At 51.8% G+C, this 26,974-nt stretch carries 26 protein-coding genes; 11 read left to right on the forward strand and 15 right to left on the reverse strand.

The window, feature by feature from the left end:
* Positions 1-17 precede the first annotated feature (17 nt).
* Positions 18-1,193 (reverse strand): acyl-CoA dehydrogenase, encoded by a 1,176-nt coding sequence (locus KJY73_RS11905; protein ID WP_214343962.1) that lies wholly within the window; start codon positions 1,191-1,193, stop codon positions 18-20.
* A gap of 129 nt (positions 1,194-1,322) precedes the next feature.
* Here KJY73_RS11905 and KJY73_RS11910 point away from each other — a divergent pair, with 129 nt between their 5' ends.
* Complete coding sequence (locus KJY73_RS11910; protein WP_214343963.1) at positions 1,323-2,156, forward strand: LysR family transcriptional regulator; 834 nt, start codon at positions 1,323-1,325, stop codon at positions 2,154-2,156.
* A gap of 24 nt (positions 2,157-2,180) precedes the next feature.
* Here the strand turns inward: KJY73_RS11910 and KJY73_RS11915 are convergent, their stop codons facing one another.
* Together KJY73_RS11915 and KJY73_RS11920 are read right to left on the reverse strand one after the other, a co-directional pair.
* On the reverse strand, positions 2,181-2,945 hold the full coding sequence (locus KJY73_RS11915; protein ID WP_214343964.1) for a substrate-binding periplasmic protein: 765 nt from the start codon (positions 2,943-2,945) through the stop codon (positions 2,181-2,183).
* A 249-nt stretch (positions 2,946-3,194) separates the two neighbouring features.
* Positions 3,195-4,115: a LysR substrate-binding domain-containing protein gene (locus KJY73_RS11920; protein ID WP_214343965.1), complete on the reverse strand. Its 921-nt coding sequence runs from the start codon at positions 4,113-4,115 to the stop codon at positions 3,195-3,197.
* 98 nt (positions 4,116-4,213) lie between these two features.
* Between KJY73_RS11920 and KJY73_RS11925 the strand changes: the two genes are divergently transcribed.
* On the forward strand, positions 4,214-4,363 hold the full coding sequence (locus KJY73_RS11925; RefSeq protein WP_206593468.1) for a hypothetical protein: 150 nt from the start codon (positions 4,214-4,216) through the stop codon (positions 4,361-4,363).
* Positions 4,364-4,443: 80 nt separating this feature from the next.
* On the opposite strand, the gene KJY73_RS11930 is transcribed toward KJY73_RS11925, so the two are convergent.
* The 6 genes from KJY73_RS11930 to kynU form a co-directional block, all read right to left on the reverse strand.
* Positions 4,444-5,667: an outer membrane protein assembly factor BamB family protein gene (locus KJY73_RS11930; RefSeq protein WP_214343966.1), complete on the reverse strand. Its 1,224-nt coding sequence runs from the start codon at positions 5,665-5,667 to the stop codon at positions 4,444-4,446.
* A gap of 108 nt (positions 5,668-5,775) precedes the next feature.
* Complete coding sequence (locus KJY73_RS11935) at positions 5,776-7,182, reverse strand: winged helix-turn-helix domain-containing protein (protein WP_214343967.1); 1,407 nt, start codon at positions 7,180-7,182, stop codon at positions 5,776-5,778.
* Between the two features lie 100 nt (positions 7,183-7,282).
* Positions 7,283-8,311, reverse strand: a complete 1,029-nt coding sequence (dmpG, locus tag KJY73_RS11940; RefSeq protein WP_214343968.1) for a 4-hydroxy-2-oxovalerate aldolase — start codon at positions 8,309-8,311, stop codon at positions 7,283-7,285.
* A 10-nt stretch (positions 8,312-8,321) separates the two neighbouring features.
* Positions 8,322-9,206 carry an acetaldehyde dehydrogenase (acetylating) gene (locus tag KJY73_RS11945; protein WP_214343969.1) on the reverse strand — a complete coding sequence of 295 codons (885 nt, stop codon included), beginning with the start codon at positions 9,204-9,206 and terminating at the stop codon, positions 8,322-8,324.
* Positions 9,207-9,219: 13 nt separating this feature from the next.
* A complete protein-coding gene (locus KJY73_RS11950; protein ID WP_214343970.1) occupies positions 9,220-10,605 on the reverse strand; it encodes a sodium-dependent transporter in 1,386 nt (461 codons plus the stop codon).
* A 65-nt stretch (positions 10,606-10,670) separates the two neighbouring features.
* Positions 10,671-11,909: a kynureninase gene (gene kynU, locus KJY73_RS11955; protein WP_214343971.1), complete on the reverse strand. Its 1,239-nt coding sequence runs from the start codon at positions 11,907-11,909 to the stop codon at positions 10,671-10,673.
* A gap of 448 nt (positions 11,910-12,357) precedes the next feature.
* Here kynU and KJY73_RS11960 point away from each other — a divergent pair, with 448 nt between their 5' ends.
* The 9 genes from KJY73_RS11960 (at position 12,358) to KJY73_RS12000 (ending at position 20,322) form a co-directional block, all read left to right on the forward strand.
* Positions 12,358-14,661 (forward strand): TonB-dependent receptor, encoded by a 2,304-nt coding sequence (locus KJY73_RS11960; RefSeq protein WP_214343972.1) that lies wholly within the window; start codon positions 12,358-12,360, stop codon positions 14,659-14,661.
* A gap of 150 nt (positions 14,662-14,811) precedes the next feature.
* Positions 14,812-16,104, forward strand: coding sequence for an MFS transporter (locus tag KJY73_RS11965; protein WP_214343973.1), 1,293 nt, complete (start codon positions 14,812-14,814; stop codon positions 16,102-16,104).
* Between the two features lie 128 nt (positions 16,105-16,232).
* Positions 16,233-17,045, forward strand: coding sequence for an aspartate dehydrogenase (locus tag KJY73_RS11970; RefSeq protein ID WP_188690537.1), 813 nt, complete (start codon positions 16,233-16,235; stop codon positions 17,043-17,045).
* Positions 17,046-17,062: 17 nt separating this feature from the next.
* On the forward strand, positions 17,063-17,515 hold the full coding sequence (locus KJY73_RS11975; RefSeq protein WP_188690534.1) for a VOC family protein: 453 nt from the start codon (positions 17,063-17,065) through the stop codon (positions 17,513-17,515).
* A 17-nt stretch (positions 17,516-17,532) separates the two neighbouring features.
* Entirely contained in the window at positions 17,533-18,255 is a 723-nt protein-coding gene (locus tag KJY73_RS11980; RefSeq protein ID WP_214343974.1) for a sulfite exporter TauE/SafE family protein, read from the forward strand.
* Positions 18,256-18,262: 7 nt separating this feature from the next.
* Positions 18,263-18,601, forward strand: coding sequence for a 2Fe-2S iron-sulfur cluster-binding protein (locus KJY73_RS11985; protein WP_214343975.1), 339 nt, complete (start codon positions 18,263-18,265; stop codon positions 18,599-18,601).
* Entirely contained in the window at positions 18,588-18,818 is a 231-nt protein-coding gene (locus KJY73_RS11990) for a DUF2798 domain-containing protein (RefSeq protein WP_214343976.1), read from the forward strand. The genes KJY73_RS11985 and KJY73_RS11990 overlap by 14 nt, the downstream gene beginning before the upstream one ends.
* Positions 18,819-19,047: 229 nt before the next feature.
* Positions 19,048-19,854 carry an alpha/beta hydrolase family protein gene (locus tag KJY73_RS11995; protein ID WP_214343977.1) on the forward strand — a complete coding sequence of 269 codons (807 nt, stop codon included), beginning with the start codon at positions 19,048-19,050 and terminating at the stop codon, positions 19,852-19,854.
* A 57-nt stretch (positions 19,855-19,911) separates the two neighbouring features.
* Complete coding sequence (locus KJY73_RS12000; RefSeq protein ID WP_214343978.1) at positions 19,912-20,322, forward strand: ABZJ_00895 family protein; 411 nt, start codon at positions 19,912-19,914, stop codon at positions 20,320-20,322.
* A gap of 5 nt (positions 20,323-20,327) precedes the next feature.
* On the opposite strand, the gene KJY73_RS12005 is transcribed toward KJY73_RS12000, so the two are convergent.
* From KJY73_RS12005 to KJY73_RS12030, 6 genes are all read right to left on the reverse strand, one after another.
* On the reverse strand, positions 20,328-20,984 hold the full coding sequence (locus KJY73_RS12005; RefSeq protein WP_188690517.1) for a GntR family transcriptional regulator: 657 nt from the start codon (positions 20,982-20,984) through the stop codon (positions 20,328-20,330).
* A 446-nt stretch (positions 20,985-21,430) separates the two neighbouring features.
* Positions 21,431-22,885, reverse strand: coding sequence for an aldehyde dehydrogenase family protein (locus tag KJY73_RS12010; RefSeq protein ID WP_214343979.1), 1,455 nt, complete (start codon positions 22,883-22,885; stop codon positions 21,431-21,433).
* 1 nt (position 22,886) lies between these two features.
* Positions 22,887-24,512, reverse strand: a complete 1,626-nt coding sequence (locus KJY73_RS12015) for a thiamine pyrophosphate-binding protein (protein WP_214343980.1) — start codon at positions 24,510-24,512, stop codon at positions 22,887-22,889.
* Positions 24,513-24,535: 23 nt separating this feature from the next.
* Entirely contained in the window at positions 24,536-25,357 is an 822-nt protein-coding gene (locus tag KJY73_RS12020; protein WP_214343981.1) for an alpha/beta fold hydrolase, read from the reverse strand.
* Between the two features lie 12 nt (positions 25,358-25,369).
* Positions 25,370-25,906: a VOC family protein gene (locus KJY73_RS12025; protein WP_214343982.1), complete on the reverse strand. Its 537-nt coding sequence runs from the start codon at positions 25,904-25,906 to the stop codon at positions 25,370-25,372.
* 16 nt (positions 25,907-25,922) lie between these two features.
* Positions 25,923-26,861, reverse strand: coding sequence for a fumarylacetoacetate hydrolase family protein (locus KJY73_RS12030; protein ID WP_214343983.1), 939 nt, complete (start codon positions 26,859-26,861; stop codon positions 25,923-25,925).
* Positions 26,862-26,974 lie beyond the last annotated feature (113 nt).

Here is a 26,974-nt window from a genome sequence, read left to right on the forward strand (position 1 = left end):
GCAACCTCCTACTGCGCTCAGGAAAACGCCTGAAGCCCGGTTTGTGCACGACCCAGAATCAAAGCGTGAACGTCGTGGGTGCCTTCATAGGTATTCACCGCTTCGAGGTTCATCACATGGCGGATAACATGGAATTCGTCGGCGATGCCGTTGCCGCCGTGCATATCCCTGGCAATGCGGGCGATGTCCAATGCCTTACCGCAGGAATTGCGTTTAATCAGCGAGATAGCTTCCGGTGCCAGCAGGTTTTGATCCATTAACCGACCTGCTTGCAAACAGGCGAGTAAGCCCACACTGATTTCTGTCTGCATGTCGGCCAATTTTTTCTGGACTAACTGGGTGGCGGCCAGGGGGCGGCCAAATTGCTGACGGTCCAGCGTGTACTGACGCGCGGCGTGCCAGCAGAATTCGGCAGCGCCCAGCGCGCCCCAGGCAATGCCATAGCGCGCTTTGTTTAAACAACCGAATGGGCCTTTTAAGCCACTGACATTAGGTAACAGGTTGTCTTCTGGCACAAACACATTGTCCATGACGATTTCACCGGTAATGGACGCGCGCAGGGAGAATTTGCCTTCAATCTTCGGCGCACTTAGCCCTTCCATGCCTTTTTCCAGCACAAAGCCCTTAATTTCACCGTCCATTTTGGCCCACACCACGAACACATCGGCGATGGGGGAGTTGGTGATCCACATTTTGGTGCCGGTCAGGCGATAACCGCCATCCACTTTCGTTGCACGGCTGGCCATAGAGCCAGGATCTGAACCGGCGTTCGGCTCGGTCAGGCCAAAACAGCCCACCCACTCGCCGGTGGCCAGTTTAGGCAGGTATTTCTGCCTTTGTGCTTCGGTGCCGTAAGCATAGATAGGGTGCATAACCAGGGAGGACTGCACGCTCATGGCACTGCGATAGCCGCTGTCGACACGCTCCACTTCACGGGCAATCAAGCCATAGGTGACATAGTTCACCCCTGCACAGCCGTATTCTTCGGGCAGGGTGGCACCCAGCAGGCCCAACTCGCCCAGTTCATTCATAATTTCACGATGGAAGATTTCCTGACGATTGGCTTCCAGTACCCGAGGCAGCAACTGCTCCTGACAATATTGATGGGCACTGTCGCGCACCATGCGTTCTTCTTCGTTTAATAAGGAATCCAGGGCGAGAGGATCTTGCCAGTTGAATGCGGGACGAGACATGTATACACCTGCTAATTGGTTGTTAACGGATCGATAATAGGCTGAATTTAGATAAAGCAATAGTATCAAATATCTTTAATAGCTATAGTTTGTAACTATAGCTTGTTGTGGTCTTTACTGAGGGAAAACATGGACTTGCGGGTATTGGGGCATTTTGTCGCTGTATATGAACAAGGTAGCTTTAGCGCAGCATCACGCAGCCGCTTTATTGCCCAGCCGTCACTTTCTGCGGCGCTGAAACAACTGGAAGATGAGCTTGGGCGGCCGCTATTTGTTCGTCACGCCCGTGGTGTGCGCGCCACCGATGCCGCTGAACAGCTGTACCCGCTGGCCAAGCAGTTGTTGGGGCAGGCGGATGCCATTCAGGCCATGTTTAGTGGTCGTCAGGTTAAAGAACCCTTTCGTTTGGGTTTGATTAAAGGCCTGGGGGTGGCGCGTATGAGCACCTTGCTGAAGCAGTTTACGTCCACAAGAGATAGCCTGGAACTGACTCTGGTGCCACCAGAAGAGGCCTGTGATGCTCGTCTGATAACCCGTGATCTGTTGTTGCCGGGGGAGCAGTTTCTGCCTACCTGGGTAGAGGAATATCAACTTGCGATTCCGGTTGGCCATCCTCTGTCTTTATTAGAAAAGGTTTGCATTACAGATCTTGCCGACGTGGCCTTTATTCAGCGTACTCCTTGTGATGCATGGAATAGCCTGAAAACCTTGTTAAGAGAAGCCGCCGTGAGTGTGGATATCCGTGCCCGTATTCAAACCATTGAATATGCGGTGGGGCTGGTCAGTGCCGGGGTGGGATGTGCTTTGATTCCGGTTCATGCGGAGTTGCAACAACATGATGTGTTGTTTAAACCTTTGCAGGAATTGCAGTTAAACCGGGAAATAGGCCTGGCTTGGCGCCGTGATGGTGAGGTGGTACAGCTTCTCAGGTTGTTGTTAAGACCCGACTTTTTGGGACAGTGATATCAACATTGAAACTGTGCGGTTTTAATCAAGGTGAGCTGTCGCCGCTGGCGTGGTTGCTTCTGGCAGGTTGGGCAATAGCTGGGATAGTTGTCGGTTAAATTCCGAGATAAAGCGGTCATCCAGGTGCATTTTACTGAACATATAATGTTGATCAGCCACATCGACCGGCCGGGGAATGATGCAAAGATCATTAAGATGCAGTCTGTCTATTTCTGCCAGCACGGTTTCCTGGTCATCAATAAAAGCATCCACGCGGCCCCTTCGCAGAAGCTCAAGACGAGAGGCAAAAGTTTCTACATGCATTAATTGTCTGGCCCATTTTGAGTCCAGAATGCCAGCAACCTCAGGGCCGAACCAGCCACCCCGATTGAGGGCAATCAACTTGTTCTGCTGCACCATCTCGCTGACGGTATTTAAGGCGGACGTTCTTTTATCGGCTTTACGATAGACCAACACATTTGTCTGCTGGCGGTATGGCACTGACAATATAAACTGCGCTTGCCGTTCTTCTGTCTCTGTTGCGGCTATGGCGACATCAATACGCCCACTCAACAGGTCGTTGGTAATTCTTCGTTCCGGTAAGTGCATTATATTGAGCTTGCAGCCCATGTTGTTGAGCGCTTGACGCAACAGGTCAATATCGACGCCTGTGTATTGCCCTTGCTTGTCCTGATAGAAGTAGGGGTACCAATCACCGCTGAAAACGATGCGAATTGGTTGTTGGCAGAATGTCTCACTGTATGCGTGTGAAGAGATCAGGCTTAGGAGTATTAACATGCGTTTCATCAGGTTACACCGTGAATATATAAAACGGTGCAGTTGATGCCATGTTATTGCTATGCATAACCTGGAGCCCTCTTCACATGACGGTTAATTATTATTCTAATTCAACATTTGCTTTCTGCCTTAATATTAAAGGGCTGTAGCAAGTGCCTCAGTTTTTGCAGAATAGCGGAATCCATCGTTCGGCATATGAGAATGTTGTGTGGCTTTTGTTATATAGGTATGAGATGGAATATCTATTTGTTGTTTTATTCAACGTCCGTTTTCTGTGGCAGGCGCATCATTTTCTGCCAGTTCCTTTTTCAGCCAGTCGCGGAACACCTGAATACGGGCAAGACGAGGTGAATCGGGGTTATGCAGAATGGAAAAGGTCGGCCCTGGTGTGATCTCAATTTCAAATGGACGTACTAAGGTGCCGCGCTTTATCAGCTCACCCGCCAGTGTGCTGGTGGACAGACAGATCCCATGACCGGCGGCCACAGCGTTAATGCTCATTTCCCAGGTAGCGACCTCCACCCAGCGCAACTCTTTGCGATTAAACTCCAACCCTGCCTGGCTGAACCAGTTTTGCCAACTAAACAAGCCAGGATCATGGCCTTCTACCAAAAGGCATTGGTTGACCTGAGCCGGGTCGGTCAGTTGCATCTCGTCGGCCATGCGTTTTGAACACACGGCAAACACCGGGTCGCTGATTATCACTTCCTGACAAAGCTCGTTCCAAACGCCGTTACCTTGTCGAATCGCTACGTCGATATCGCCATGGCGAAGGTCTTCTATATAAGGTGAAGCCATCACCCGAATAGACACCTGAGGATGCTCAACGGAAAACTTCCAGAGCCTGGGCATAAGCCACATGGAGGCAAATGAGCCGGTGGTGGTCACGGTCAGCACACCGGCTGCTTCCTCGCATTGCACGGTATTAAAGCCACGCACTAGCTGGGCAAAGGCTTGCTCTACCGAATTGGCCAGGGTCTGGCCGCGTGCGGTCAGGCGCATTCTGCGACCGTCACGGTAAAAAAGTTTAACCCCCAGTCCTTCTTCCAGCACTCGAATTTGCTGGCTTACGGCCGCCTGAGTAATGGCTAACTCATCAGCAGCCTGACGGTAACTCTGGTTTCTGGCCGCCGCATCGAAACAGCGCAAGGTGGGTAAATGTCGTAGTCTTTTGTCCATTAGTTAAACTTATCCGATACTTAAGATTTTGTCGTTCGTTATCGTTCGATAAATGTTCAATAATATCCGCGGGTTGAAACACAAAAAGGATGCGGATTATGTTGGTTGCTACTGCAAAAGTTTCGGTAAATCATGACAGTAACAAAGCCTGTGAGCAAGCGTTAGCTTCACGTCGTGCGCGTTTGTGGCATTGGCTTGGACAAATGGCCAAAACCATGAATTATGCGCAGATGGTTAACTTCAAGTAATGTATTCGTTAAGCTGTACTTATCGATTCGGTGTGTAGACTGACTGCCTACACACCGCTTTTTTCTGCCATTAGCCTTGCTCAAGGTTGCCAGGCCAACAGCCTGCCACCGGCCAAACCAAGAAACAGTGCGCCATTTGCCGTGCTCAGGCTGACAATACTGTCCATATCCCCCAGCATTTCTGTTACTTGTTTAATGCTCGCTTGGTGCACTGACAGCGATGGATCCAGCGGTTGATAGTTGGGGCCACCTCCCTGCTGTACATGCTTCTGGTAGTGAGTTTGACTGCTCTGGGTTTGATAATGCTTGGTTAACTCGCGGCTGGTCGGTTGATAGCTGAACAGCTCACCGGATAAGGTTGCAAAGTAGAGTTGTTCGCCCACGAGCACCGGAGTGGCAAAGATCAAATGCGGTGCGCGAACTAAATGCTCGATGTTCCCTGACTGCCTATGCTGGCCGATCAGGGCTAAACCATCAGACAGCCCATAATAGACATGGTCCTTATGCACTAACGCCGCTGAGCCAATCCAACTACTGGCATGTTTGGTACTCCAGGCTTCACGGCCATCTTTTAGGCCTAGCTTGAAGAACCAGGTGCTACGGCTGCCAACATACACATAGTCGCCACTGATGACGGGATTTAGGTTAAAACCCTGCCAGCCGTCCCATCCGCCCAGTTCCCCCTGGGGTAAGGGGCTTTCAAGCTGCCAGAGGATATCGCCATTTTGTGCGTTTAGGCCATACAGGTGATTGTTCCAACTGCCAACTACCACTATGCCCTGTGACACTGCCGGTTGGGTGTGGGTGGTGCCAGTATGTTGCTGCCAAAGTCGTTGCCCGTCAGATACGCGTACGGCATAAGTGCCGGTTTGACTACCGTAATAGGCAATGCCGTTAGACAGGGTGACTGATGATCTATACCAGCTCCACGGGTCGATAACGTTGCCTTGCCCCCAGCCCCAGCTCTCACCATTTACCCGACGAGGGCCATCTGAACTTTTGTGCTGCCAGAGCGGCAGGCCTTGCAGATTAAATGCCTGTAACCCCTGCTCGGTATGCACTAGCAGCGTCTGATTTGTAATGGCTGGTGTGCTGCGAGCCTGAGCAGATAAGGATTGTTGCCACAGGGTTTTACCCTCTCTGTCTAAGGCCCATAAGGTGTTGCCATTAGCCAGATACAGCTTATCTTGGTGAGCAAGTGGAGATGCGAACACCCCTTGCTCGGCTTGTATCTGCCAAAGTTGTTTGGCCTGAACTGAAAGCGGAGCCAGTAGTGCAAATACAACTAGATACAGTGTTTTCATCAGCGTTTCCGGATTAGCTAAAACCGGCACCCTGACAAACTCCAGCAATTAAGTCCTGAATTTCCGGCAAAGAAATCTAAAGAAAGCTTAAATTCCTTTCTAATCAATCTATGGAGAGGGGGGCTTTAACCCCAGTTGATTGAGAATTAGGTGAAAATCCGGGTGTAAGCGCAGTGGGTCGTAGTAGGGGTCAACAGCCATCCAGAGAAGCTCAATTTGTCGCGCCTGCTGGGCTTGCTTTAACCACTTGATGGCTTGTTCTGGTTGATTGGCTTTGATGGCGTAGCGGGCATAGGCCAGTGGCGCGGTATAGTGGCCCAGATTATCGCTAATCTTTTGCTCAATAAACCAAGCGTAAACTTGTGTCAGGCCGCCGGCAGTGAATTGAGCACGCGTTTGGCTTATTTGCTCGGCCGTAAAGCCGCTAAGCTGCATACTTTGCAAGACATGATGAAAGGCACGCTGATCCTGACCAAGATTCTCAAGGATTTTAATTGCCGAGTGATGAAAGGAAAGGTCTGGCTCGGTCAGTGCGGCAATTTTCTCTAGTTCCGACAGGGCTTGCTGCGGCTGTCTGGCAGTGTTGTAAATCCAGGCAACTACGGGAACCGCATAATATTGAGGCGCCAGGTCGATATAGCGGCGGGTCGCCAACAGAGCCGCATCATTTTCGCCCATAGCCATCAGAAATTGAGCGTATAGAAAATGCTGAATGGGGTCGCGACCATCCAGCTCTATGGCCCGTTCGAATTTCTGTCTGGCCAGCCCGAAGTCCCTTTGATGGGTGAAGTATTGCCAACCTAACTGCAATTGCACCGCGGCATTGTCTGGTGCTCGTTGTTCGGCTTCTTCCAATAGTTGCATAGCTTGGTTGCGAAGCGGCGCAGCCTGTTCCAAGGAAGTATTCTCAGCCTTGAGGATCAGTACCATAGCTTTACCCCATAAGGCACTGCCTAGCTGGGGATCCTTCTGTAATGCCTGGTCAAATAAGCTATCCGCACGTAAAAGATGGTCATCTTCCTGCGAAGATAGCAAAAAGCGCCCCTGATTATATAAATCCTGTCCGGCCGAGGACGGCACTGCGCCCGCCACTGTTAATTGAGCCTTATTTGGCCAGAACCACCACAGGAGTGGGACCAGCAGCAACAATGGCGCAAAGTGCCACAACGGCCTTTTCTTCTCGACGGGAGTATTGGTTGGCGGCAGGGCTGTTGGGGGACAAATCAGACAATAGCCTTTACCCGGTAAGGTTTTAATGTACTTGGGGGTGCGTGCGCTGTCTCCCAGCGCTTTACGGATATTACTGATGGCAACCGTCAATACTTCTTCACTCACCACCTTACCCGCCCAGATATGCGCTAGCAGTTGTTCTTTACTGAGTGTTTGATTGGCATGCTGAGCCAGAAATAACAGCAGTTGCATTGGTGTATGTTCAAGCTGTCTGGTCTCGTTACCTCGGGTCAGGCTGTTTTGCGTGGGGCATACCTGCCATTCGCCCAATATGAAGTCCTGCATATAGCTTAAGTAAGATTAATTTACTCAGCATTAGATAAACAAAGCGGCCGGGGGTAAAGCCTCGGCCGCTTAAATCATTAAAAATATAGATAGTCTTAGATCAGTTTGGCTTTCTTTGGTTGGCCATATCCAGTGCCAGATCCTCAATCATATCCTCTTGTCCGCCGACCGTGCCGCGTTTACCCAGTTCCACCAGAATATCTCTGGCACTGACGCCATGGCGGGCTTCGGCACGCTTGGCAAACAGCAGAAATGACGAATACACACCCGCATAACCTAGTGTCAGGGCATCGCGGTCAACCCGGATGGGCTGGTCCATCATAGGCACCACCAGGTCTTCGGCCACGTCCATGATTTTGTACAAATCGATACCGTGTTTGGCACCCATACGTTCCAGCACCGCCACTAATACCTCAAGCGGGGTGTTGCCAGCGCCAGCACCTAGCCCTGCCACTGACCCATCAATACGCTGGGCTCCGGCTTCAATGGCGGCCAGTGAGTTGGCAACCCCCATGGCCAGGTTGTGATGGCCATGAAAACCGATCTCTATGTGGCTGCCAAGCTCAGCCCTGAGCAGGCCAATTTTCTGACTGACTTCATCGGGCAACATATAACCTGCCGAGTCAGTGCAGTAAATGCAGTTCGCGCCGTAGGCCTCCATCAGTTTGGCTTGTTCCAGCAGCTTCTCGGCGCTGATCATATGCGCCATCATTAAAAAGCCAACGGTATCCAAACCAAGCTTGGCGGACAGGCCAATGTGCTGCTCAGAGACGTCCGCTTCGGTGCAGTGGGTGGCTACGCGAATGGTGGATACGCCTAAGTCCCTAGCCATGCGCAGATGATCAACTGTGCCAATACCAGGCAATAGCAGTGCTGAAACCTTGGCTTGTTGCATCTTAGGGATTACCGCTGACAAGTATTCCTCATCGCTGTGGGCAGGAAAGCCGTAGTTTAGTGACGCACCGCCCAGCCCATCACCATGGGTGACTTCAATCAGCGGCATACCGGCGGCGTCTAATCCTGTGGCGATATTCACCATTTGGTCTAGGGAGATTTGATGACGCTTGGCATGCATACCATCACGCAGGCTCATGTCATGCAGGATCACGGATTTGTCTTTCAGGTTCATGCGGTTCTCCTCAGGCCTGCTTGTATTTGGCGATAAGCTCAGCGGTGTGTAGTGCCGCTGCCGTCATAATGTCGAGGTTGCCAGCGTAGTGCGGCAGGAAATCTCCACGACCTTCCACTTCCAGATAAATAGACACTTTATTACCGTCAAACACCGGGCCGTTTTTCAGCCGGTAACCTGGTACATAGGCCTGCACTTTTTCCAACATAGTCAGCACTGAGTGGGTTATTGCTTGTTGGTCAGGCGTGTCGGCGCATAGACAATGCACGGTATCGCGCATAATCAGCGGTGGCTCGGCCGGATTGATGATAATAATGGCCTTGCCCTTATCTGCGCCGCCCACGGACTCCACGGCACTGGCGGTGGTGCGGGTAAATTCATCGATGTTTTGGCGGGTACCTGGACCCACCGAGCGGCTGGATACCGTGGCGATGATTTCAGCGTAGCTGACCTTCTGAACCTGGCTGACCGCCGCGACCATGGGAATGGTGGCCTGGCCGCCACAAGTGACCATATTGACGTTATCTAACTGGGCCGGATTCAAGGCATTGAGATTCACTGGCGGAACACAAAATGGGCCAATAGCCGCTGGCGTCAGATCCACCATAGTGACGCCCAAAGGGTTCAGTAATTCACAGTTCCCCTTGTGGGCATAAGCTGACGTGGCATCAAAGGCGATTTGAACCCCCAATTGCCTGACTTGCGCCAGCGCACCCGGCACACCTTCAGCGCAGATCTGCAAGCCCAATGCGGCGGCACGTTTAAGTCCTTCAGAATTCGGGTCAACACCAATCATTAACACCGGCTCGATTTGTTCGCTGCGCAGTGCTTTATAGAGCAGATCAGTACCTATATTGCCCGGCCCAATAATGGCGGCTTTAATTTTCTGACTCATAATGGCCTCTTGGTTATAGATGGAAAGTAGGGCTGAGCTTGCTGATAAACACCAACAATAAGGCGCCCGGCGCAATTAGCCTGGAGGTCCAGAGCCATAAACGGAACCACAGGCTCTGCTGGGTAAAACCCAGCTCATCGGCGGTGAAGCGGGATTTCAGCGCCCAGCTGACGAACAACACCACAAAGATACCGCCCAAAGGCATGGCAATATTGGACGTGAAGTAGTCAAACAGGCTGAAGAAGGTTTTATCTGCAAACAGCGGGATAAAGCCCAGTGGATGCACATCCCCCAGCAGGTTGAAGGAAAGCGCAGATAAGACGCCCAGTCCCCAGGCCACACTGCCAGCACCCAAGCAGGCTTGGCGTCTTGACCAGCTGGTTTTATTCATTAGCCAGGAGGTCGGCACTTCCAGCATGCAAATGGCGGACGTCAGGGCGGCGAAAAACAGCAGCACGAAGAACAGTGCCCCTAACAAGGCTCCGGCAGGCATTTGTGCAAAGGCCACGGGCAGGGAAACAAACACCAGGCCCGGCCCTTCACTGGGATTTAAACCAAAGGCAAAAATAATCGGGAAGATGGCCAAACCCGCCAGTAAGGCAACCAGTGTGTCAGCGCCTACTATCACCACCGAGGAACGTGGAATGGATGTTTGACGCTGCATATAAGCACCGTACACCATGAGGTTGGTAAGCCCGACACTGATGGAGAAAAACGCCTGGCCGACGGCCTCTAACACGACATTGGCGGTGACTTTGGAAAAATCCGGGGTAAATAAGAAGCGCAGCGCCTGGGCAAAATCACCAATCCAGGCGGCGTAGGCCACCAGTAGCAACAGCATGATAAACAGCATGGGCATCACCAATTTGACTACCCGCTCTACGCCCCCTGCCAGGCCCAGTGAGGAAATGCCGATCACTAACGCTAGGAACAGCAAATGCCAGAACAGCATTAAGCCGGGTGATGACTGCAACTGGTCAAACACCACAGAAATCGCCCCAGGATCCATCCCTTGCATACTGCCGCTGGCCAGTTTAAGTACGTAGGCGAGTGTCCAGCCTCCGACTATTGCGTAAAACGACAACACTAACATGGCTCCTAATACGCCAAGATTTCCCATATGTCGCCACCAAGGGCTGGCACCGGACTCTTTGGCGACCGCAGCAATTGCCTCTGGTGGGCTGTTTCTACCCCGGCGCCCCACCATCAGCTCGGCAATGAGCACCGGCATGGCAATCACCAGGGCGGCCAGAATATAAATCAGCACAAAGGCGCCGCCGCCGTTGGTACCTGTGGTATAGGGAAAACGCCAGATATTGGCCAGGCCCACCGCCGTGCCGATGGAGGCCATCAAAAAAGCAAAATGAGAAGACCACATAGGGGCCTGGCGTTGGCTCATAGCAACTCCTGAAACTGACGAAAAAGTAGAGTGGCCCACGGTGTTGCGGGCCGAATTATGGCTTGTTAGGTAACGGCATGGCGCTGATTAAACTGCGCTTCGCGCCAGCGCTCTTCATCCATGATAGTTTTAAAGCGTTGTACCGCTTCCCAGATATCCACGTAGCTGTTGTACAAGGGCGCAAAGCCAAAGCGCAGAATATCAGGTGCGCGGAAGTCGCCAATCACACCAGCGTCAATTAACGCCTGCATAATGGGGTAACCCTGAGCATGGCTAAGTGCGACCTGGCTGCCACGTTTTTCATCGTCTCGCGGGCTGACCAGTTCAAAACCATATTGACCGCATTCCTGATCGAGCAGCTCGATAAAGTAGCGGGTTAGCGCCTGGGACTTGTTGCGCAGCACCTGCATATCTGCAGCACACATCAGGTCTATACCGACTTCGGCCACCGCCAGGCTGATAATCGCCTGGGTGCCTGACAACATTTGGCTAATGCCCTGACCTGGTTGGTAGTCACGATTGAAATCAAAAGGTGCTTTATGTCCCCACCAGCCGCTTAGCGGTTGCTGGGCGCGGTTGTGATGGCGTTTGGCGACAAAAATAAAGGCCGGGCTGCCAGGACCACCATTTAGATACTTATAAGTGCAACCTACCGCGAGGTCTGCATTGGCCCCATTCAAATCCACCGGCAGTGCACCGGCGCTATGGCAAAGATCCCAGACCACCAGGCAACCCTTTTGCTGGGCGTACTCGGTAATGGCCTGCATATCCAATACCCGCCCGGTTTTGTAATGCACCTGAGTCAGACATACCACGGCAACCTGCTCGTCGATCTGTTCCAGTAACTGCTCCTCTTCCACAAAACGGACTTGGTATTCGTCACCTAATTGGCTTAGCAGCCCCTGCACCATATAGTTGTTGGTGGGGAAGTTACTGCCTTCCATAAGCACGACTTTGCGCGACGGATTAAGCTGCAGGGCGGTGGAGACTGCCTTATATAAGTTTAGTCCGGTGGCGTCGGTACAGACGACTTCACCGTCCTGTGCACCAATCAGGCTGGCGATTTTATTGCCGATGCGATAAGGCAATTCAAACCACTGATGTTTGTTCCAACTGCGGATTAAATCCTGTCCCCATTCCTGCTCCACCACTTGATGCGCGCGGGCTAAGGCGGCCTTGGGACGTGCCCCCAGGGAATTACCGTCCAGGTAAATTTCACCGGCATTCAGGGCAAATTGGGCCTGAAAAGGCGCCAATGGGTCTTGTTTATCTAATTGTTCAAAAAATGCTTTTGTATAGGTCATTGAAATACCTGCTTGTTCTGCGAGACAGCCAGCAGTGCTGCCTTCAATGGATGATGTCATGTTAGGTATATGTATCTTTTGTTAAAAATAATAATAAATTGCCTGGTTATAATGTAATTTATATAGCTTATTGGGTTTGAACAAGGAGGAAGGGTATAGCAAGGCCGGATAGTGGATGGCCTTATCTGCTCGCTTGGTTGTTTGACTGCTGATGCTTGTTGGGCTGCCAAGGTTTTAAGCCCGGATAGGGTAGTGGTTGGCAAAGTGACTGTGTTGCCACAGCAGCGGTTGAAGTCCATGGGTTGTTGCGGATATGTTAAATATGTTATAGCGGCGTCAAAACAAACTATTTCTATTATAGCTGGCCCTCCCTTAGGGTGAATTCAGTGCTCAGGGGAATTGTCCCCGAAGAATAATCACATCCTTGATTGGGAAGGAGCTAGCAACAATGAAGTCAACCTCAATACCCCAAACCCGCCGTCGTGCCCTGGCCGTCGGTATTGCATTGGCCATGTCAGGATCGGCATTGGCGCAGGAACAAGACCAAGACGCGCTTCCCCAAGGACAGAGCAATAAAAGTGTTGAAGTGATCCAGGTTACCGCCAGACATAAGGTGGAAAGCCTGCAGGAAACCCCCATCGCCATTTCTGCCTTCAGCGGCGACCAACTGGCCAACTCCCGTATTGAAGCCTTAAACGGTATCGCCGAGCGGGTGCCGGGTTTTCAGATGAACGTATATAACGCTGCCGAGCCTGAGCTGTTTATGCGTGGTATTGGCAGTGATATTGAAAGTGCCGGTGCAGGTGCTGCCATAGGTATTTATGTCGACGGCGTGTATATCTCCCGTGGTGTGGCTGCTGCCATGGATCTGTATGACCTGGCCAGTGTGGAAGTATTACGTGGCCCCCAAGGTACCTTATACGGCAAAAACGTGGTGGGCGGGGCAATCAACTTTATTACCAAAAAGCCGTCAATGGCTTATCCCGAGGGTAAAGTTGAGCTGACCGCAGGTAACTACGGCTTATTACAGGCCCGTGGCTATGTCACTGGCGGATTGTCTGACAATGTTGGTGCCAAGCTGGCGTTTAGTGCGGTTGACCGTGATGGCTTTGGCAAGAATACCCACACCGGCAATGATGCGGATACGCTGGAACGCTACAGCGTGCGTGGTCAATTGCTGATCAATCCCAGCGATGATCTGGAAATCCTGCTAAGTGCCGATTATTCCAAGTCTGACTCAGTGCCTACCGTGCGTCATATCAGTTACAGTGAAGGGCGCAATGCGGCCTTTATCAGTGCTGATCCCCGTGAAGCAGACAACGAGTTTGACGGCTTTGAAGATACCGAGGTCAAAGGCCTCAGTGCCAATATTCGTTATGACCTGGATGGCATGACATTTACCTCTATTACGGCATATCGAGATAACGATTTCGGCTTCTATGAAAATGCCGCAGCCGGCATGGTGGATGACAGCCTGTTCTTCGACCCCTGGGGGGACCCGGCTAACAACAATGTAGCCGATGATGATGCCCTGGCGGCAATGCAAGTAGACGATATGTGGTACCAGCACAAGGAAGAGCAGTCCTCGCAGTTCTCACAAGAATTCCGTCTGGCTGGGGTACAGGGCAAGCTGGACTGGCAGATGGGCGCTTACTATATGCGTGAGGATATCGACCGTCACGAAATGGTGAACTATTGGTTCCATACGCCCTGGGGCACAACCACAGGCAAGATTTACAATAGCACCTATGCCGTCACCGACAGTTATGCAGTATTTGGTCAGGCCAGTTACAACCTGACCGACGCCTGGCGCCTGACAGCAGGTTTACGTTGGAGTGAAGACGAAAAAGACTTCCGTTCCGTCGCCAGTGGTCGTCGCTTTGATAACTGGGACAATATGCACGGCGATTTAAAGGGTAACAGGGTTGAAGGTTACGATGTCAGCACCCAAGGCTCGTGGGACGCCTGGACTCCTAGCCTGGTGGTGGACTACAAAGCTAGTCAGGATTTGTTCTTCTACTATTCCCTGGCTCGCGGTTATAAGGCGGGGGGCTTTAATGGTGAAGGACCGGAAAGTGCTGAGGAAGCCTTGGCTTCTTTTGCTCCTGAGTTTGCCCTAAACCATGAACTGGGCTTTAAATCTCAAGCCTTTAATGACCGTCTGCGTTTCAACGGCGCGCTGTTCTTTACCAAATACACCGATCTGCAAAGCCAGGTGTGGGTAGAGACAGGGCCAAATACGCCAGCCGATCTGGAGGTACGCAACGGTACTGGTGAAGCGCAAGGGCTGGAGCTGGAATTTACCGCGCTGCTGACCGACAACCTGACCTTAAATGGTGCTTACGGCTACATCGACTCGGAGTTTACCGACACTTTTGAAGTGGATGGTAATGATCTGAATGGCAATCGTATGCGTCGTACCCCGGAACATACTCTCAATCTGGCTGCTGCCTATGAGTGGGAGTCAGATCTGGGACTGTGGGCTGCCCGCCTGGATTATCAATATCAGGATGAGTATTTCTTTGATAACTCAAATGACCCGTTAACCAAAGTGGACTCCGAATATACCGTCAATGCCAGCTTGCAACTGGCCTCTTTGGATGACAGTTGGCGAGTACAGTTGTGGGCTAAGAATCTTACCGATGAGCAGAACATCGCCTCAACTACCGTTTATGCGGCCTGGGATAACACTGTATTTAGCTCCTACAAGGCGCCTCGCACCTTCGGTATTTCTGCCACATACCAATTCTAAGCACTGTGCATTCTCGTGTTTAAGCCGGGCTAGGCCCGGCTTCTTTTTACCTGACGGATCATCCAAACCTTTTAAAGTATTCTTGACATATCATCATGTATACAATTAATTTGGTTTGCATTCACAAATTGTTAACCTGGAGGCAACAAGATGAATGAGAAAACCATAAACGCTGAAAGTGGCGTGAGCACCAAGCAAAATCTTTACTACGGCTGGTGGATAGTGCTAGCCGCTATAATTGGACTAGCTTTTGGCTACAGCGTAATCGCCATGTCCTTTGGCACCTTTATCAAAGCCTTTGAAGCTGATTTTGGCTGGAGTCGCGGCCAGATCTCTTTCGGCTCTACCGTGATTGGCATTACCGCTATTCTGTTTTTTCCCTATGTGGGCACCCTGGTGGATAAATATGGGGTGAAGCGCATTTTGGTGCCTTCTACCTTATTGTTTGGCTTTACCATCGCGGCCATGTCCTTGCTGACACCTTCAATCTGGCATTTGTATGCCATGTGCGTGCTGATCCCTATCCTGGGCGCCGGTACCGCTCCTTTAACCTATTCGCGTTTGCTGGTGAGTTGGTTTAATAAGAAGCGCGGTTTGGCACTGGGCATAGGTTTGTCCGGTGTGGGGCTGGGTACGACCTTGGTGCCCTTGATTGCCTCTTACTTTATGAGTCATTACAGCTGGCGTGAAGCCTACATCGCCATTGGTGTGGTCATTGTGTTGTTGGTGCTGCCAATTGCTAAATTTCTGGTGCGGGAAACGCCGGCCGAGATGGGCCTGGCGGTAGACGGTGTGGCTGAGCAGCAAACTGAGGCTGTCACTTCAAGCGCCGCTAAACCTCTGATTGGCTTTACCGCCAAGGAAGCATTAGGGCAGCGCACCTTCTGGTTGATGGTCGCCTCTTTTGTGATTACCGGCCTGACAACCTCCACCGTTTTAGTGCATCTGGTACCTATGATGATGGACCGGGGGATGAACTTACAGGAAGCGGTGGGGACCTTTGCCTATCTGGGGATTTCCATTGTTGGTGGTCGCTTGTTGGCGGGTTATCTGATGGACAAGTTCTTTGCTCCCTATGTGGTGGTGTTTTTTATGCTTGGACCGGTAATTGGCCTGGCCGCTTTTGCCATGGGAGCCAGTGGTCAGTCGGCGGCACTTTGCACGGCACTGATTGGTATCGCCATAGGCGCTGAGTTTGATGTGATGGCTTACTTTACCAGCCGTTACTTTGGCCATCGCTCGTTTGGCGCTATTTATGGCTACGGCTACTCCGGTTTTAAAATTGGCGCCAGCGTCGGACCTTTAATTATGGGGCTGGCGTACGACGCACTGGGCCGCTACACCGAAGTGTTGTGGGCCATGTCGGTGGTGATGCTGCTCAGTTGTGTGCTGATCCTGATGATGGGGCGCTATCCGCAATTACCCTCACGCCCGGCCAAATAGGTGCGAAAACGGCGGCATTTAAGCCGCCGTTATCATATTAATGTTTTATGTGTTCCAAAAAATGTAATTGTATACATGATATTTAATATGTATTCTTTACCTGTGTTGATTGGGTGGTAGAAACCAGTATGAGAAAAACATTAAAAGTAGGTATTGCCGGTTTTGGCACTATCGGCAAGGTTGTCGGTCTGGCGCTGGATAAGGGCATGCCAGGTCTTGAATTGGTGGCTATTGCCTCTGGCAATCCGGATAAGGCCAAAGCGGCTATGGCCGGGTTGTCGCAGCCAGTACCAGTAGTCAGTGCCAAAGCATTGGCCGATTTGGCGGATGTGATAGTGGAATGTGCACCTACCGCTGCTTTTATGGACATTGCTGAGCCCGCCTTGTGCCAGGGGCGCACCCTGGTCACGGTCAGCGGCGCGGCCATATTACAGCATCCCGAGGTAGTGGAATTGGCTCAGCGTCATGGCGCTCAGATCCTGCTGGCGACTGGCGCATTGCTTGGCCTTGACGCGGTGCGTGCTGCGGCCAAAGGCACTATTCATTCAGTAACTATGGTGACCCGTAAGCCACCCACATCGCTGACCAAAGCCAAGTTTATTGTGGAAAACAACATTCAATTGCTGGGCCTGGAAGAACCTCTGCGGGTATTTAAAGGCAGCGCCCGGGAAGGTGCAGAGAAGTTTCCTTCCAATGTTAACGTGGCGGCGTCCCTTGGATTGGCCGGGCTTGGTGCCGAGCAAACCCAATTGGAAATTTGGGCCGACCCTGGCAAAACCCGCAATACCCATACCATCAAAGTTGATGCGGACAGCGCCAGCTTTGAAATGACCATTGAAAACGTACCTACAGTGGAAAATCCCGGCACGGGTCGCATTACCGCACTTAGCGTGCTGGCGGCGCTGGAATCGCTGACCGCGGCTCTGCGGGTCGGAAGTTAATCTGAGAGGAAATATGTATGTCTAAACCTGAAAAACCTATTCAACTTAAACATCTGGCTATGGCGTCCAATGATCCGGATAAAAGCCGGGAGTTCTTTGAAAATGTTTTAGGCTGGAGCGTGGCAGGGGTGGTGGCCAGTCGTAATGCAAACGGCTTTTATATGACCGATGGCAATATCAACCTGGCCATACTGAAGTTTCGTAATGGCCCGGCAGCCGGGAAAGAATTTCCGCAGGGGTATGTCGGCCTGCACCACGTAGGCTTTCAATGTGAAGATATTCAGGACATGGTCAACAGCTTCAAGGCCAACGGCTATGAGCCACGCCATGATGTGAATCTGGCTCAGGGGCTGGGCATGAACCCGGCAAAGGATAACGCCGAGTATAAGATGTCTGGTCCGGAGAATATTATGATTGATATCTCTGAGCGTGGCTGGGTGGGTACCAGCACTTATAAAACCCTGGATTAAGCGCGTAGATTTAGCTCATGCTTGGTGATATCAGCCTGTTCTTGCTTGCTACCCTGGCTTCTACCCTGGCTGGGGTATTTGTGATGGGCGGCGGCATGCTGATGGTGCTGGTGTTGCCCTGGTTTGTGCCTGCCATTGCGGTGGTGCCTGTGCATGCGGTTACGCAACTGGCCAGTAACAGTTCCAGACTCGTCTTTGCGCTGGAGCATATTTATTGGCCGGCCATCGGCCCTTATCTGCTGGGCTCAGTGGTAGGCACCAGCTTATTTGCTGCCTTGCTGCTGTCTTTGCCTCTTGAGTTTATCCCGCCATTTATTGCCATTTATCTGCTGTTAAGCCTGTGGTGCGCCCCTTTTGCACAGGTGTTGCGACGCCTGGAAAGCTTTTTTCTGGCTGGATTTCTGCAAACCGGGCTGGGGCTGGTAGTCGGTGCGCCAGGCCCGATTGCCCTGACTATGCTAAGCCGCCGTCTGGAAAACCGGGAAAGCATAGTGGCGACGGCCTCGTTGATGATGTTATGCGGCAACCTGTTTAAGATTGGGACCTTTCTGTGGCTTGGCTTTCATTTTGCTGACTATTGGTGGCCGCTGGTCTTGACTGTGGCTGGCGCTTGTTTGGGCTCGCTGCTTGGCAGCTTGCTGCGCCGCCGTATAGCGCCGCAGGCCTTTATGCTGCAGCTGAAATGGCTGCTTACCCTGATGGCCCTGACAACCTTATTGAAGAGCCTGTTATGGGAGTGATAACACCATGCTGAGATTGGCGCTGATATTGCCCAATGGCGATGTGCGAGAGGTGCAAGCCGAGCCGGGTTACAGTTTGCTGGTGGCCGTGCAGGATGCAGGCATTGATACCTTGCCGGGCGTTTGCAACGGTTGCTGCAGTTGCGGTACCTGCTTGGTGCGTATTGACCAGGTAAGCGAACAGGATCTGTCGCCCTGCTACCCTGGGGAGCAGCAGATTCTGGCTAAGCTTAGCGCCGGGGAAAAAACCAGATTGGCCTGCCAGGTGATGGTCAGTAGCACACTTGCGGGCGGGCAAATCAGGCTGCTCGGTAAAAGCCGGCCGGGCAAACATGCTGGCGACTAAATTCAGACCCTATTTGTACTCCTTTTTTATGTCCCTGAGTATGTCGGGCATTATGTCGCTGGTGGTCAGCTTGCATAATCTCGGATGGCGTGAAGATATCCTGTCAATCTGGCTTAGTGCCTGGCGTTTTAGCTTTATGGTTGCCTTTCCGACCGTGTTAATGCTAACGCCCTTGGTGCGGCGATTAGTCGATAGTTTACTGACGCAAAATTCTTGACTTGAACCTGGCGCGGCGCACTATGTTAATTGCGTGTTTTAAATGGAATTAACCTATGCCGCTTAACCTTGCCTTTGCACTGTTGCTTACGCTTTCCTCATGCTTCGCCCTGGCTGAACAGACCATTCAATCCCAATATTCCTGCTTTAGCGGCTCCTTTGAGTCATATGATAAATGGCTTATGAAATTGGCAAGTAAGAACCCTAAGTTCAATCGGGAAAGATTCGCTATGCGCTTTCCTGAAGAGCAATTCAATCGCCTGAAGCAATCGTTGGATTGTGTTGATTTTGTTTATCAGGTGGATGGTTTTAATGTCGAAGGTTACTACCTGAAGCCAAAGGCCAAGCCAGGCAGGAAGCTCCCCGTCGTTATCTACAATCGTGGGGGCAATGGCGATTTTGGTTACGTAGTGTTTGGCAAAAAATTGGACATTCATGCTGAGATTGCCAGCCAGGGCTTTATTGTGATTGGCAGCCAATACCGTGGCGCCAGCAAGCATATCGACAACAATGGTTTTGATGAGTTTGGTGGGGCCGATGTGAACGATGTGGTCGCCCTGGTGGATATCATTAAACAGATACCCGACGCAGATAGTGAAAATATTGCCATGATGGGCTGGAGCCGCGGCAGTATGCAGTCTTATTTGGCGGCAAAAAGACTAGCGAATATTAAAGCCTTGATTGCGGTGGCCGGGGTCTCAGATGTGCAGCAGGCCTTGGCAGACAGACCGGCGATGGAACATGTATATAAAAAACGGGTGGCCGATTTTACCAACAATAGGCAGCATGCTCAGGATCAGCGCTCGGTGGCTAAATGGGCCCATGAATTGCCCGCAAATATGCCTGTTTTATTGTTGCATGGCGATCAGGACGAACGGGTCAATGTAGCGCATTCCACGCGTCTAGCCGAGATTCTTGAGTCCCTTGAACATCCGCATAAATTGGTGATTTATCCAGGCGACAATCATGGGCTAACCAAACATCGGCAGGAAATGATGAACGAAGTGGTGAGCTGGCTACAGACTTATCTTCAATAACTTTTTTGTGTTTAGCTGGTAACAACGGACTTAAGCAAGAATGCAGCGGAGGCATAGATGACAGGATGGACGTTTTTTCTCAGGTTTACGCTGAGTTACACCCTTGTTATGGCAAGTGTAGGTTTTTTTAGTGTGCTTATTGAGATGGAGAATCCCAGTCTGCTAAATACCCCTATATTGATGGGGATTGCCTATTGGTGCTTCTATAGCTACTCAATTAAAAACGCCAGAATTGTGCAAGGAAAGGAAAAGTGGCGACTGGTGCTTCTGGCTACCTTAGGTGATTTGTTGGCCAGTATTGTATTGGCCACGCCCACCGCCTTAGTGGCTGAGATCCCTTTTACCTGGCTATTGATGGGGTTTGCTATAGTAATTCCGTTGCACCTATTAATCTTTATCGGGACCGCCTTCTTTGTAAAACGACAGCTCGTAAAGTTGCAGCCCGGGTTTGACACTTCTTCTGATTGAGTGATCTACAGCGGCTTCTGACTAATCAGATAATCAATAGTGCCCAGGCTGGTATTGGAAATATGGTTACGCATGGCGTCAAACGCCTGATCGCGGTCGCCGGCAATAATTGCCTCTACCAACTCAGCGTGTTCACGGTATGAGGCTTCCAAACGATTGCGTTTTTCAAACAGCCAGGGTTGGCGATACAAGCTCAGACGCTTTCGCAGCTTTGCAATGGTTTCCTGCAGGGTTTTATTCCGCGAGCCTTGATGAATGGCGGTATGAATTTGGTTATTAAGTTCGGCAAAACGCTCTACATCTTCGCTGTGAACCGCCTCTTCCGACAACTGATGCATACGCTGAATTTGCTTACGTTCAACGGCGGTCATGCGCTCGGCACTTAAGCGCGCGCACAGGGCTTCCAGCTCTTGCAGGGCTTCATACATATCGCTGAGCTGATCAATATCCAGCTCAATCACCGTTACCCCTTTATGAGCCTTGCTTTCTACTAAACCGCTGGTGTGCAGCAGGCGAAAGGCCTCGCGAATAGGAGTGCGGGATACGCCGAATTGATTGGCAATTTCCTGCTCTTCCAACTTTTGTCCGGGTTTAATCTCACCCGAGATAATTTGCGCAGACAGTTGGTTATAAATTTTGTCAGAGATAGTCAGAGTGGACATTCCTATTGCTTCAAACGCAGCCAAACTCGGGTCAGTTTAAAAGATATCCCTTAACTTTCAAGCGATATATACACGGGCTTTTTATTGTGTACAAATCTCTAAGTTCTTGAATACAAAAAGGTGTCTTGCAGTGACGCTAGATACGTAGATTACCGAAAGATGACTCTCTTAAGCACGGGGTTATTAGCCCCTTCGTGTTCTTCGTGACCTTCGCAGTAAACAAATACTTAAACTGCCTATATCACCACGAAGAATAGAAGGACACGAAGAGAATACCTGTTCGGTTTGGGTATGCAGCGTGCAAGAACATCATTTTCTTAAAGTCAGAAAACGTTGTTATTAGCCCCTTCGTGTTCTTCGTGACCTTCGTGGTAAATAAATTCTTGAACTGCCTATATCACCACGAAGAATAGAAGGACACGAAGAGAGCGCTTTACTAGCACCAATCAGTCGAGGTCGAGCTGCATACACATCACTTTGGTCTGGCTCATTTCCCGTATCGCAAATTTCACCCCTTCACGTCCCAGGCTACCGCGCTTAGCGCCGCCAAAGGGCATCGCATCGAGGCGATAGTCGGTGGAATCGTTGACCATCACACCGGCCACGTCCAGTTCCCGACTCACCTTCATGGCGGTATTCAGGTTACTGGTAAATACTGCGCCGTGAATAGAGAACTCCGCACTATTCGCCTGGGCCAGGGCGTCGTCCAAATCATCAAAGGCAAACAGACTGACCACCGGGCCAAAGGCTTCCTGACAAACCAGCCGATCGCTGTCTTTGAGGTTGTCCAGGGCGGTGGGATAGTAACAGGCACCTTCGCGCTTGCCGCCTACCAGCAAATTAGCGCCGTTGGCGACTGCTTGTTCAACCCATTGTTCAATACGCATGGCTTCACGTTCGTTGATCATGGGGCCAATATCGGTATCGTCTGATAGCTGGCTGCCCACCCTCAATTTGGCCGTCTGTTCGATAAAGGCTTGCTTAAAGGCGCTGTACAGACTGCGCTGAATATAAATTCGCTGCACCCCGATACAATTTTGCCCTACCGCCCAGTAAGCGCCAGACACGCAAGCGGCCACAGCTTTTGGCAGATTGCAGTCGTCCATCACCAGTACCGGGCTGTTAGCCCCCAGTTCCATGGCCAACTTTTTAATCCCGGCGTTTTTGGCGATGATTTCTCCCGAGGCTTCGCCGCCGGTGTAAGTTACCATCGCCACATCCTTATGGCTTACCAGCGCCTGAGCGAACTCCCGGGCATAGCCGGTCAGCACATTCACCTGGCCTGGTGGCAGGCCGCTTTCTAGCAGGGCTTGCACCAACATTAATGCCGATAAGGGCGCTTGCTGCGAGGGCTTCAGCACCACCGCATTGCCAGCGGCCAGGGCCGGTCCTAATTTGTGTGCGGCCAGGTTTAGCGGGTCATTAAAAGGTGTAATCGCGGCGATCACCCCCAGCGGCACCTGTTCGTAGTAACCGATGCGCTCTTCCCCCCCGACAAAACTGTCGAAACGCAGGGTTTCGCCGGTCAATCTGGTCGCTTCCTCGGCGGACAGGTTTAGCGTATTGATACAGCGCCGTACTTCCTTACGCGCGGCCTGAATGGGCTTGCCGGTTTCCAGCGCGATAGTGCGGGCAAAATCCTCGTGCCGCTGCTGAACCAGATTGGCCGCACCTTTTAACCAAGCGGCGCGCTCAGCGCTGGGTAAAAAACGATGTTTCTCAAACGCCAGTCTGGCGCTTTTCACCGCTTGCAATACATGGCGGTCATCGGCGCAGGAGACTTCACTTACCACGTCATTATTAAACGGGTTGTGGATCTGCATACTGGCGTCACTTGCCAGCCACTGACCATTGATCAGCAAGCTGGCCGCTGCATTTGGATACAAAATGGCGGCCTGCATATCAGGGTTTGTCCTTACGCAGTACCAGGCTGTCATACTCGCGCGAGTTTAAAATCGCCTCGACAATCACCGGCCCCTGCATGGCAAAGGCTTTTTCCAGCGCCTGGGCGTATTCCTGTTTATCAAAGGCTTTTAGCACCGGCGCTCCGAAGATATTGTCGCCGCCAATAGTGCCGCGTTCACGAATCGGGGTGCCGTAAATCGGGTTGTGCTTTTTCTCTTGCTTGATACGGATCAGCGCCAGGTCATTGTCTGTGAAAAGCACATACACGATATTCAGCTTTTCCCTGACGGCCACAGCGAGTTCACCGGCAGTCATCAAGAAACCGCCGTCTCCCACCACCGAACAGACTGGCGTATCGGGTTTACACAGCTTGGCGGCAATAGCCGAAGGAATGGCAAAGCCCATGGCCGACCAACCGTTGGTCATAATTTGCAGACCCGGTTTAGGCGTGGGCCACTTTTGTCCAATCAGGTGAATATGGGCACCTACATCACAGGTCATAATGCCGTGTTGTGGAAACTTGTCGCGCAAAATATCCAGCGCAGCACAAGGACCGAAGGCGTCATTATTGGGAGACATACGGGCAAACATCTCGGCCTTACGCTTTGCCAAGGCATTTAAATCCCAGTTCTTAGCAGCGCAGTCGCTGGCGAGCAGATACTCCACCGAATGCTTGATATTGCCCAGCACGTCACAGGCTAAGGTATATTTGCTGGTATCCAGATCGGTGGCAGCGATATCCAGGCTGACCAGTGGTGCATTGGGGATCCAGTCTTCGTAGTTAAATTCCACTTCGTCATAGCCGATGCTGACCACCAAATCGGCCTGCTGATGGGTTTGCCCTACCACATCGCTCAAGGCATGGAACAACACGCCGGCATAGTTAGGATGCGACTCGGCCAGCATGCCCTTGGCCATGGGGTTTAGCACCACAGGTACCTGGAACTTTTCGGCCAGGGCAATCACCTGCTCCTGCACGCCGCTGGTAATAGCACGCATACCCAGCGCAATCACGGGTTTATCGGCCTGTACAAACAGCTCGCGCATCTTATCCAACAGCACCTGAGCCGCTGGCTCGGCAATTTTCGGCGCAATAGGCTTGGCACTTTCTTGCACCGCTGGCAGGGCACTCATCCCCACCGGCAAGCCGATATGCACAGGGCCAGGCACGCCGGAAGTGGCTACATGGGCGGCATCAAAGATGATTTCGCGGACACGCTCGGCTTCCAGACGGGTGGTTTTTTTGGTGATAGGGGCGAACAGCGCCTGATGGTCAATGGCCATCTGCACGATGCGGCCACGCTTGGCTGCGGGCATTTCGTCGGTCAGGGCAATCATTGGCGAGCGATCCAAATAGGCACTACCCACGCCGGTGGCCAGGTTAGTGGCGCCTGGGCCAAAGGTGCCGAAACACACGCCGGGCACACCGGTAATACGGCCACAAACATCAGCCATAAAGGCCGCGCCGCCTTCGTGAGTGGCGAGAACAAATTCGATGCCGTCTGTAGTGCGCAGGGCTTCCATGTAATCCACCCAGCCGCCGCTGGGTACGCCGAACACATGTTTGACGCCCAGCTCCTTGAGCGCATCGACGACCTGTTGAGCTACGGTTTTATTAGTCATGATAGGGTACCCGTTAAATCTGATTATGGATGAATGTAACCCGCACTGTTGCTATGTGCGGCGGCGCAGGGCGCAAGCCCGGCCATCTGCAGAAAGCTCAGCAGGCTGTCGTTGAATTCCACCGGCTTTTCAAAAAAGGCCGAATGACCGCAGGCGTCAAATTCCACGATAAAGGAACCATCCACCTGCTCCTGCACCAGGCGAATCGCCTCAATGGGGAACAAAATATCGTCCTGACCGGCCAGAAACATCACGGCAAAACCAAGCTTGCCTAAAGTGGCCGGATCCACTTTTGTGGCGGCATATTCACCGCTAAGATTGCTGCGATCGGTGCGGTTAAAGCTGTTGAACTGGCGGTATAACAGGCCCTGCTCGGGGTTTGCTTGGCGAAATGCCTCGCCCAGCACCCGTTGCAATTGGTCCAGGTGGGCAGTGTCGGCCCGCGCCTTGTCCATAATGGCCGCGACTTCAGAACTTTCCTGTAAGCCATGTAGGGAGTCGGCAATTACCAACCCGGCAACTCGCTCAGGGTATTGACTGGCAAACTGAATGGCTGTGCCGCCGCCCATGGACTGACCCACCAGTGCGACTTTGGGCAGTTGCAAGTGGTTAAGCAAAGCCAGCAGGTCGCTAACAAAACCGCTACGCCCCAGGCCAGCCTGGTCGGTGGAATTGCCAAAACCACGATGATCAAAGGTGATCACCTGATAGGCTTTGGCGAGTACGGCCACCTGTTTGTACCAACTGGCATGATTGCCGCCCAAACCGTGGGCCAGCACCACAGGCTCGCCCTGGCCATGCACTTCGTAATAAAAGCTGTCTTGGTTAATTTGTATAAAGGGCATCAGGATTCTCCCTTACTTGTCATTCTTAATAATGGCTTTGATCCGCGCTGGCGGCTCCACCACAAAGCTTTCTAAATTCCACTGATCAAAGGTGCCCATTTCGGTACCTGGCCAGACTGAAGCTGCATAGGGGGCTTGTTCGGTGATTTGCAGCATGTCAGAGTAAAATTCCACGTTGTTGCCATCCGGGTCTTTAAACACGATAAAGGTATTGTCCCCTGGGCCATGGCGACCAATGCCGCGGTCAATTTCAATCCCGCGCGCCAGCAACATCTTAGTGATCTGCTTGATGTCTTCGATGCTGTCGACGTGATAGGAGAAGTGCTCGATGCGTGACTGGGCCGGGTCCTGCTTGCTTAGTTGATCAGCAGGCAGCTGCAATAAGGCCAGATCATGATGGTCCTGACCGGCACGTAAAAACACCATGCGATCATCTATCCAGTCAGACACGGTCAGACCGACCACCTCCTGATAAAACTGCACCGAACGTTGTATGTCCTGCACTTTGAGCACCAGATGGCCCAGTTTAGTTGGCTTGGGTTGGTACATGTTGCTCTCCTCTGGTTCAGAGCACTTCGGCTCTGACGGTATTTTTAATGCAGCCCACGCCCTCGGCGCTGGCTTCCAGTACATCGCCCGGCTTTAGATACAAACCGATACCTTTACCTACCCCGGCGGGGGTACCGGTCATAATCAAATCTCCAGGGCGCAGGGTCAAAATGCTGGACAGGTACTCGATTTGTTCAAATACGTTCCAAATCAGTTCGCTGGTATTGCCGTCTTGCATTTGTTTACCGTTCAAAAACAGCGACAGCTTAATCTGATGCGGGTCGACGATAGCTTGCTTGGGTACGAAGACCGGCCCCATGGGGCAGAAGGTGTCCCAGCTTTTGCCGCGAAACCAGTCGTGTTTAAAGGGGTAGTCGCTGCGACGATTCAGATCCCGGGCAGAAATATCATTCACCACGGTGTAGCCTGCAATATAGTTAAGAGCATCAGCGGCTTTTACCCGGCGGGCGGCCTTACCTATGACTACGCCCAGTTCCACTTCCCAGTCCAATTGCTGGGTTTCCGGCGGCAGAATCACATCTGTCTGGGTAGCGGTTACTGAGGTGGTGGCTTTCATAAACACATAAGGGGAGCTGTCCGGCTTGGCGGCCAGAATGGTATTCATCTCGGCTGCATGTTCTTGATAATTGGATGCCGTACCAAAAATGGTGGTGGGGCGAAAGGGCACCTGCAGCTGCAAATTCTCAGCCAGTGGTGCTAACTTGCCCTGCTCGACCAACAGAATCACCTGTTCAGCCAGGTCCTGCAATTCAGCCGAGGTTTGCTCCCAGTGGCAAATTGCATCGGTACTGCTGAATACCCAGCGTGGTTTGCTGTGCTGTGCTGGGTGAACGGCTTCAAAACAGCTCTCCAGGTCGAAAAACTTGCCTTGGATCTGCATAGCCGTGCGTTCATGGCCTTGCGTCTGGTAAGTCGCTAGTGCGAATGTTGTCATACAGAATTCTCTTATTTTGTGCCCCTAAGGGGCTTAACTCTTGCAATTCATCAAGCCCACTTTGCGGGTCTTACCGATGAAATTCGACTAATTAAATAGCTGCCTGATATATC

The sequence above is a fragment of the Bowmanella yangjiangensis genome (assembly GCF_018531185.1).
Classification (GTDB): domain Bacteria; phylum Pseudomonadota; class Gammaproteobacteria; order Enterobacterales; family Alteromonadaceae; genus Bowmanella; species Bowmanella yangjiangensis.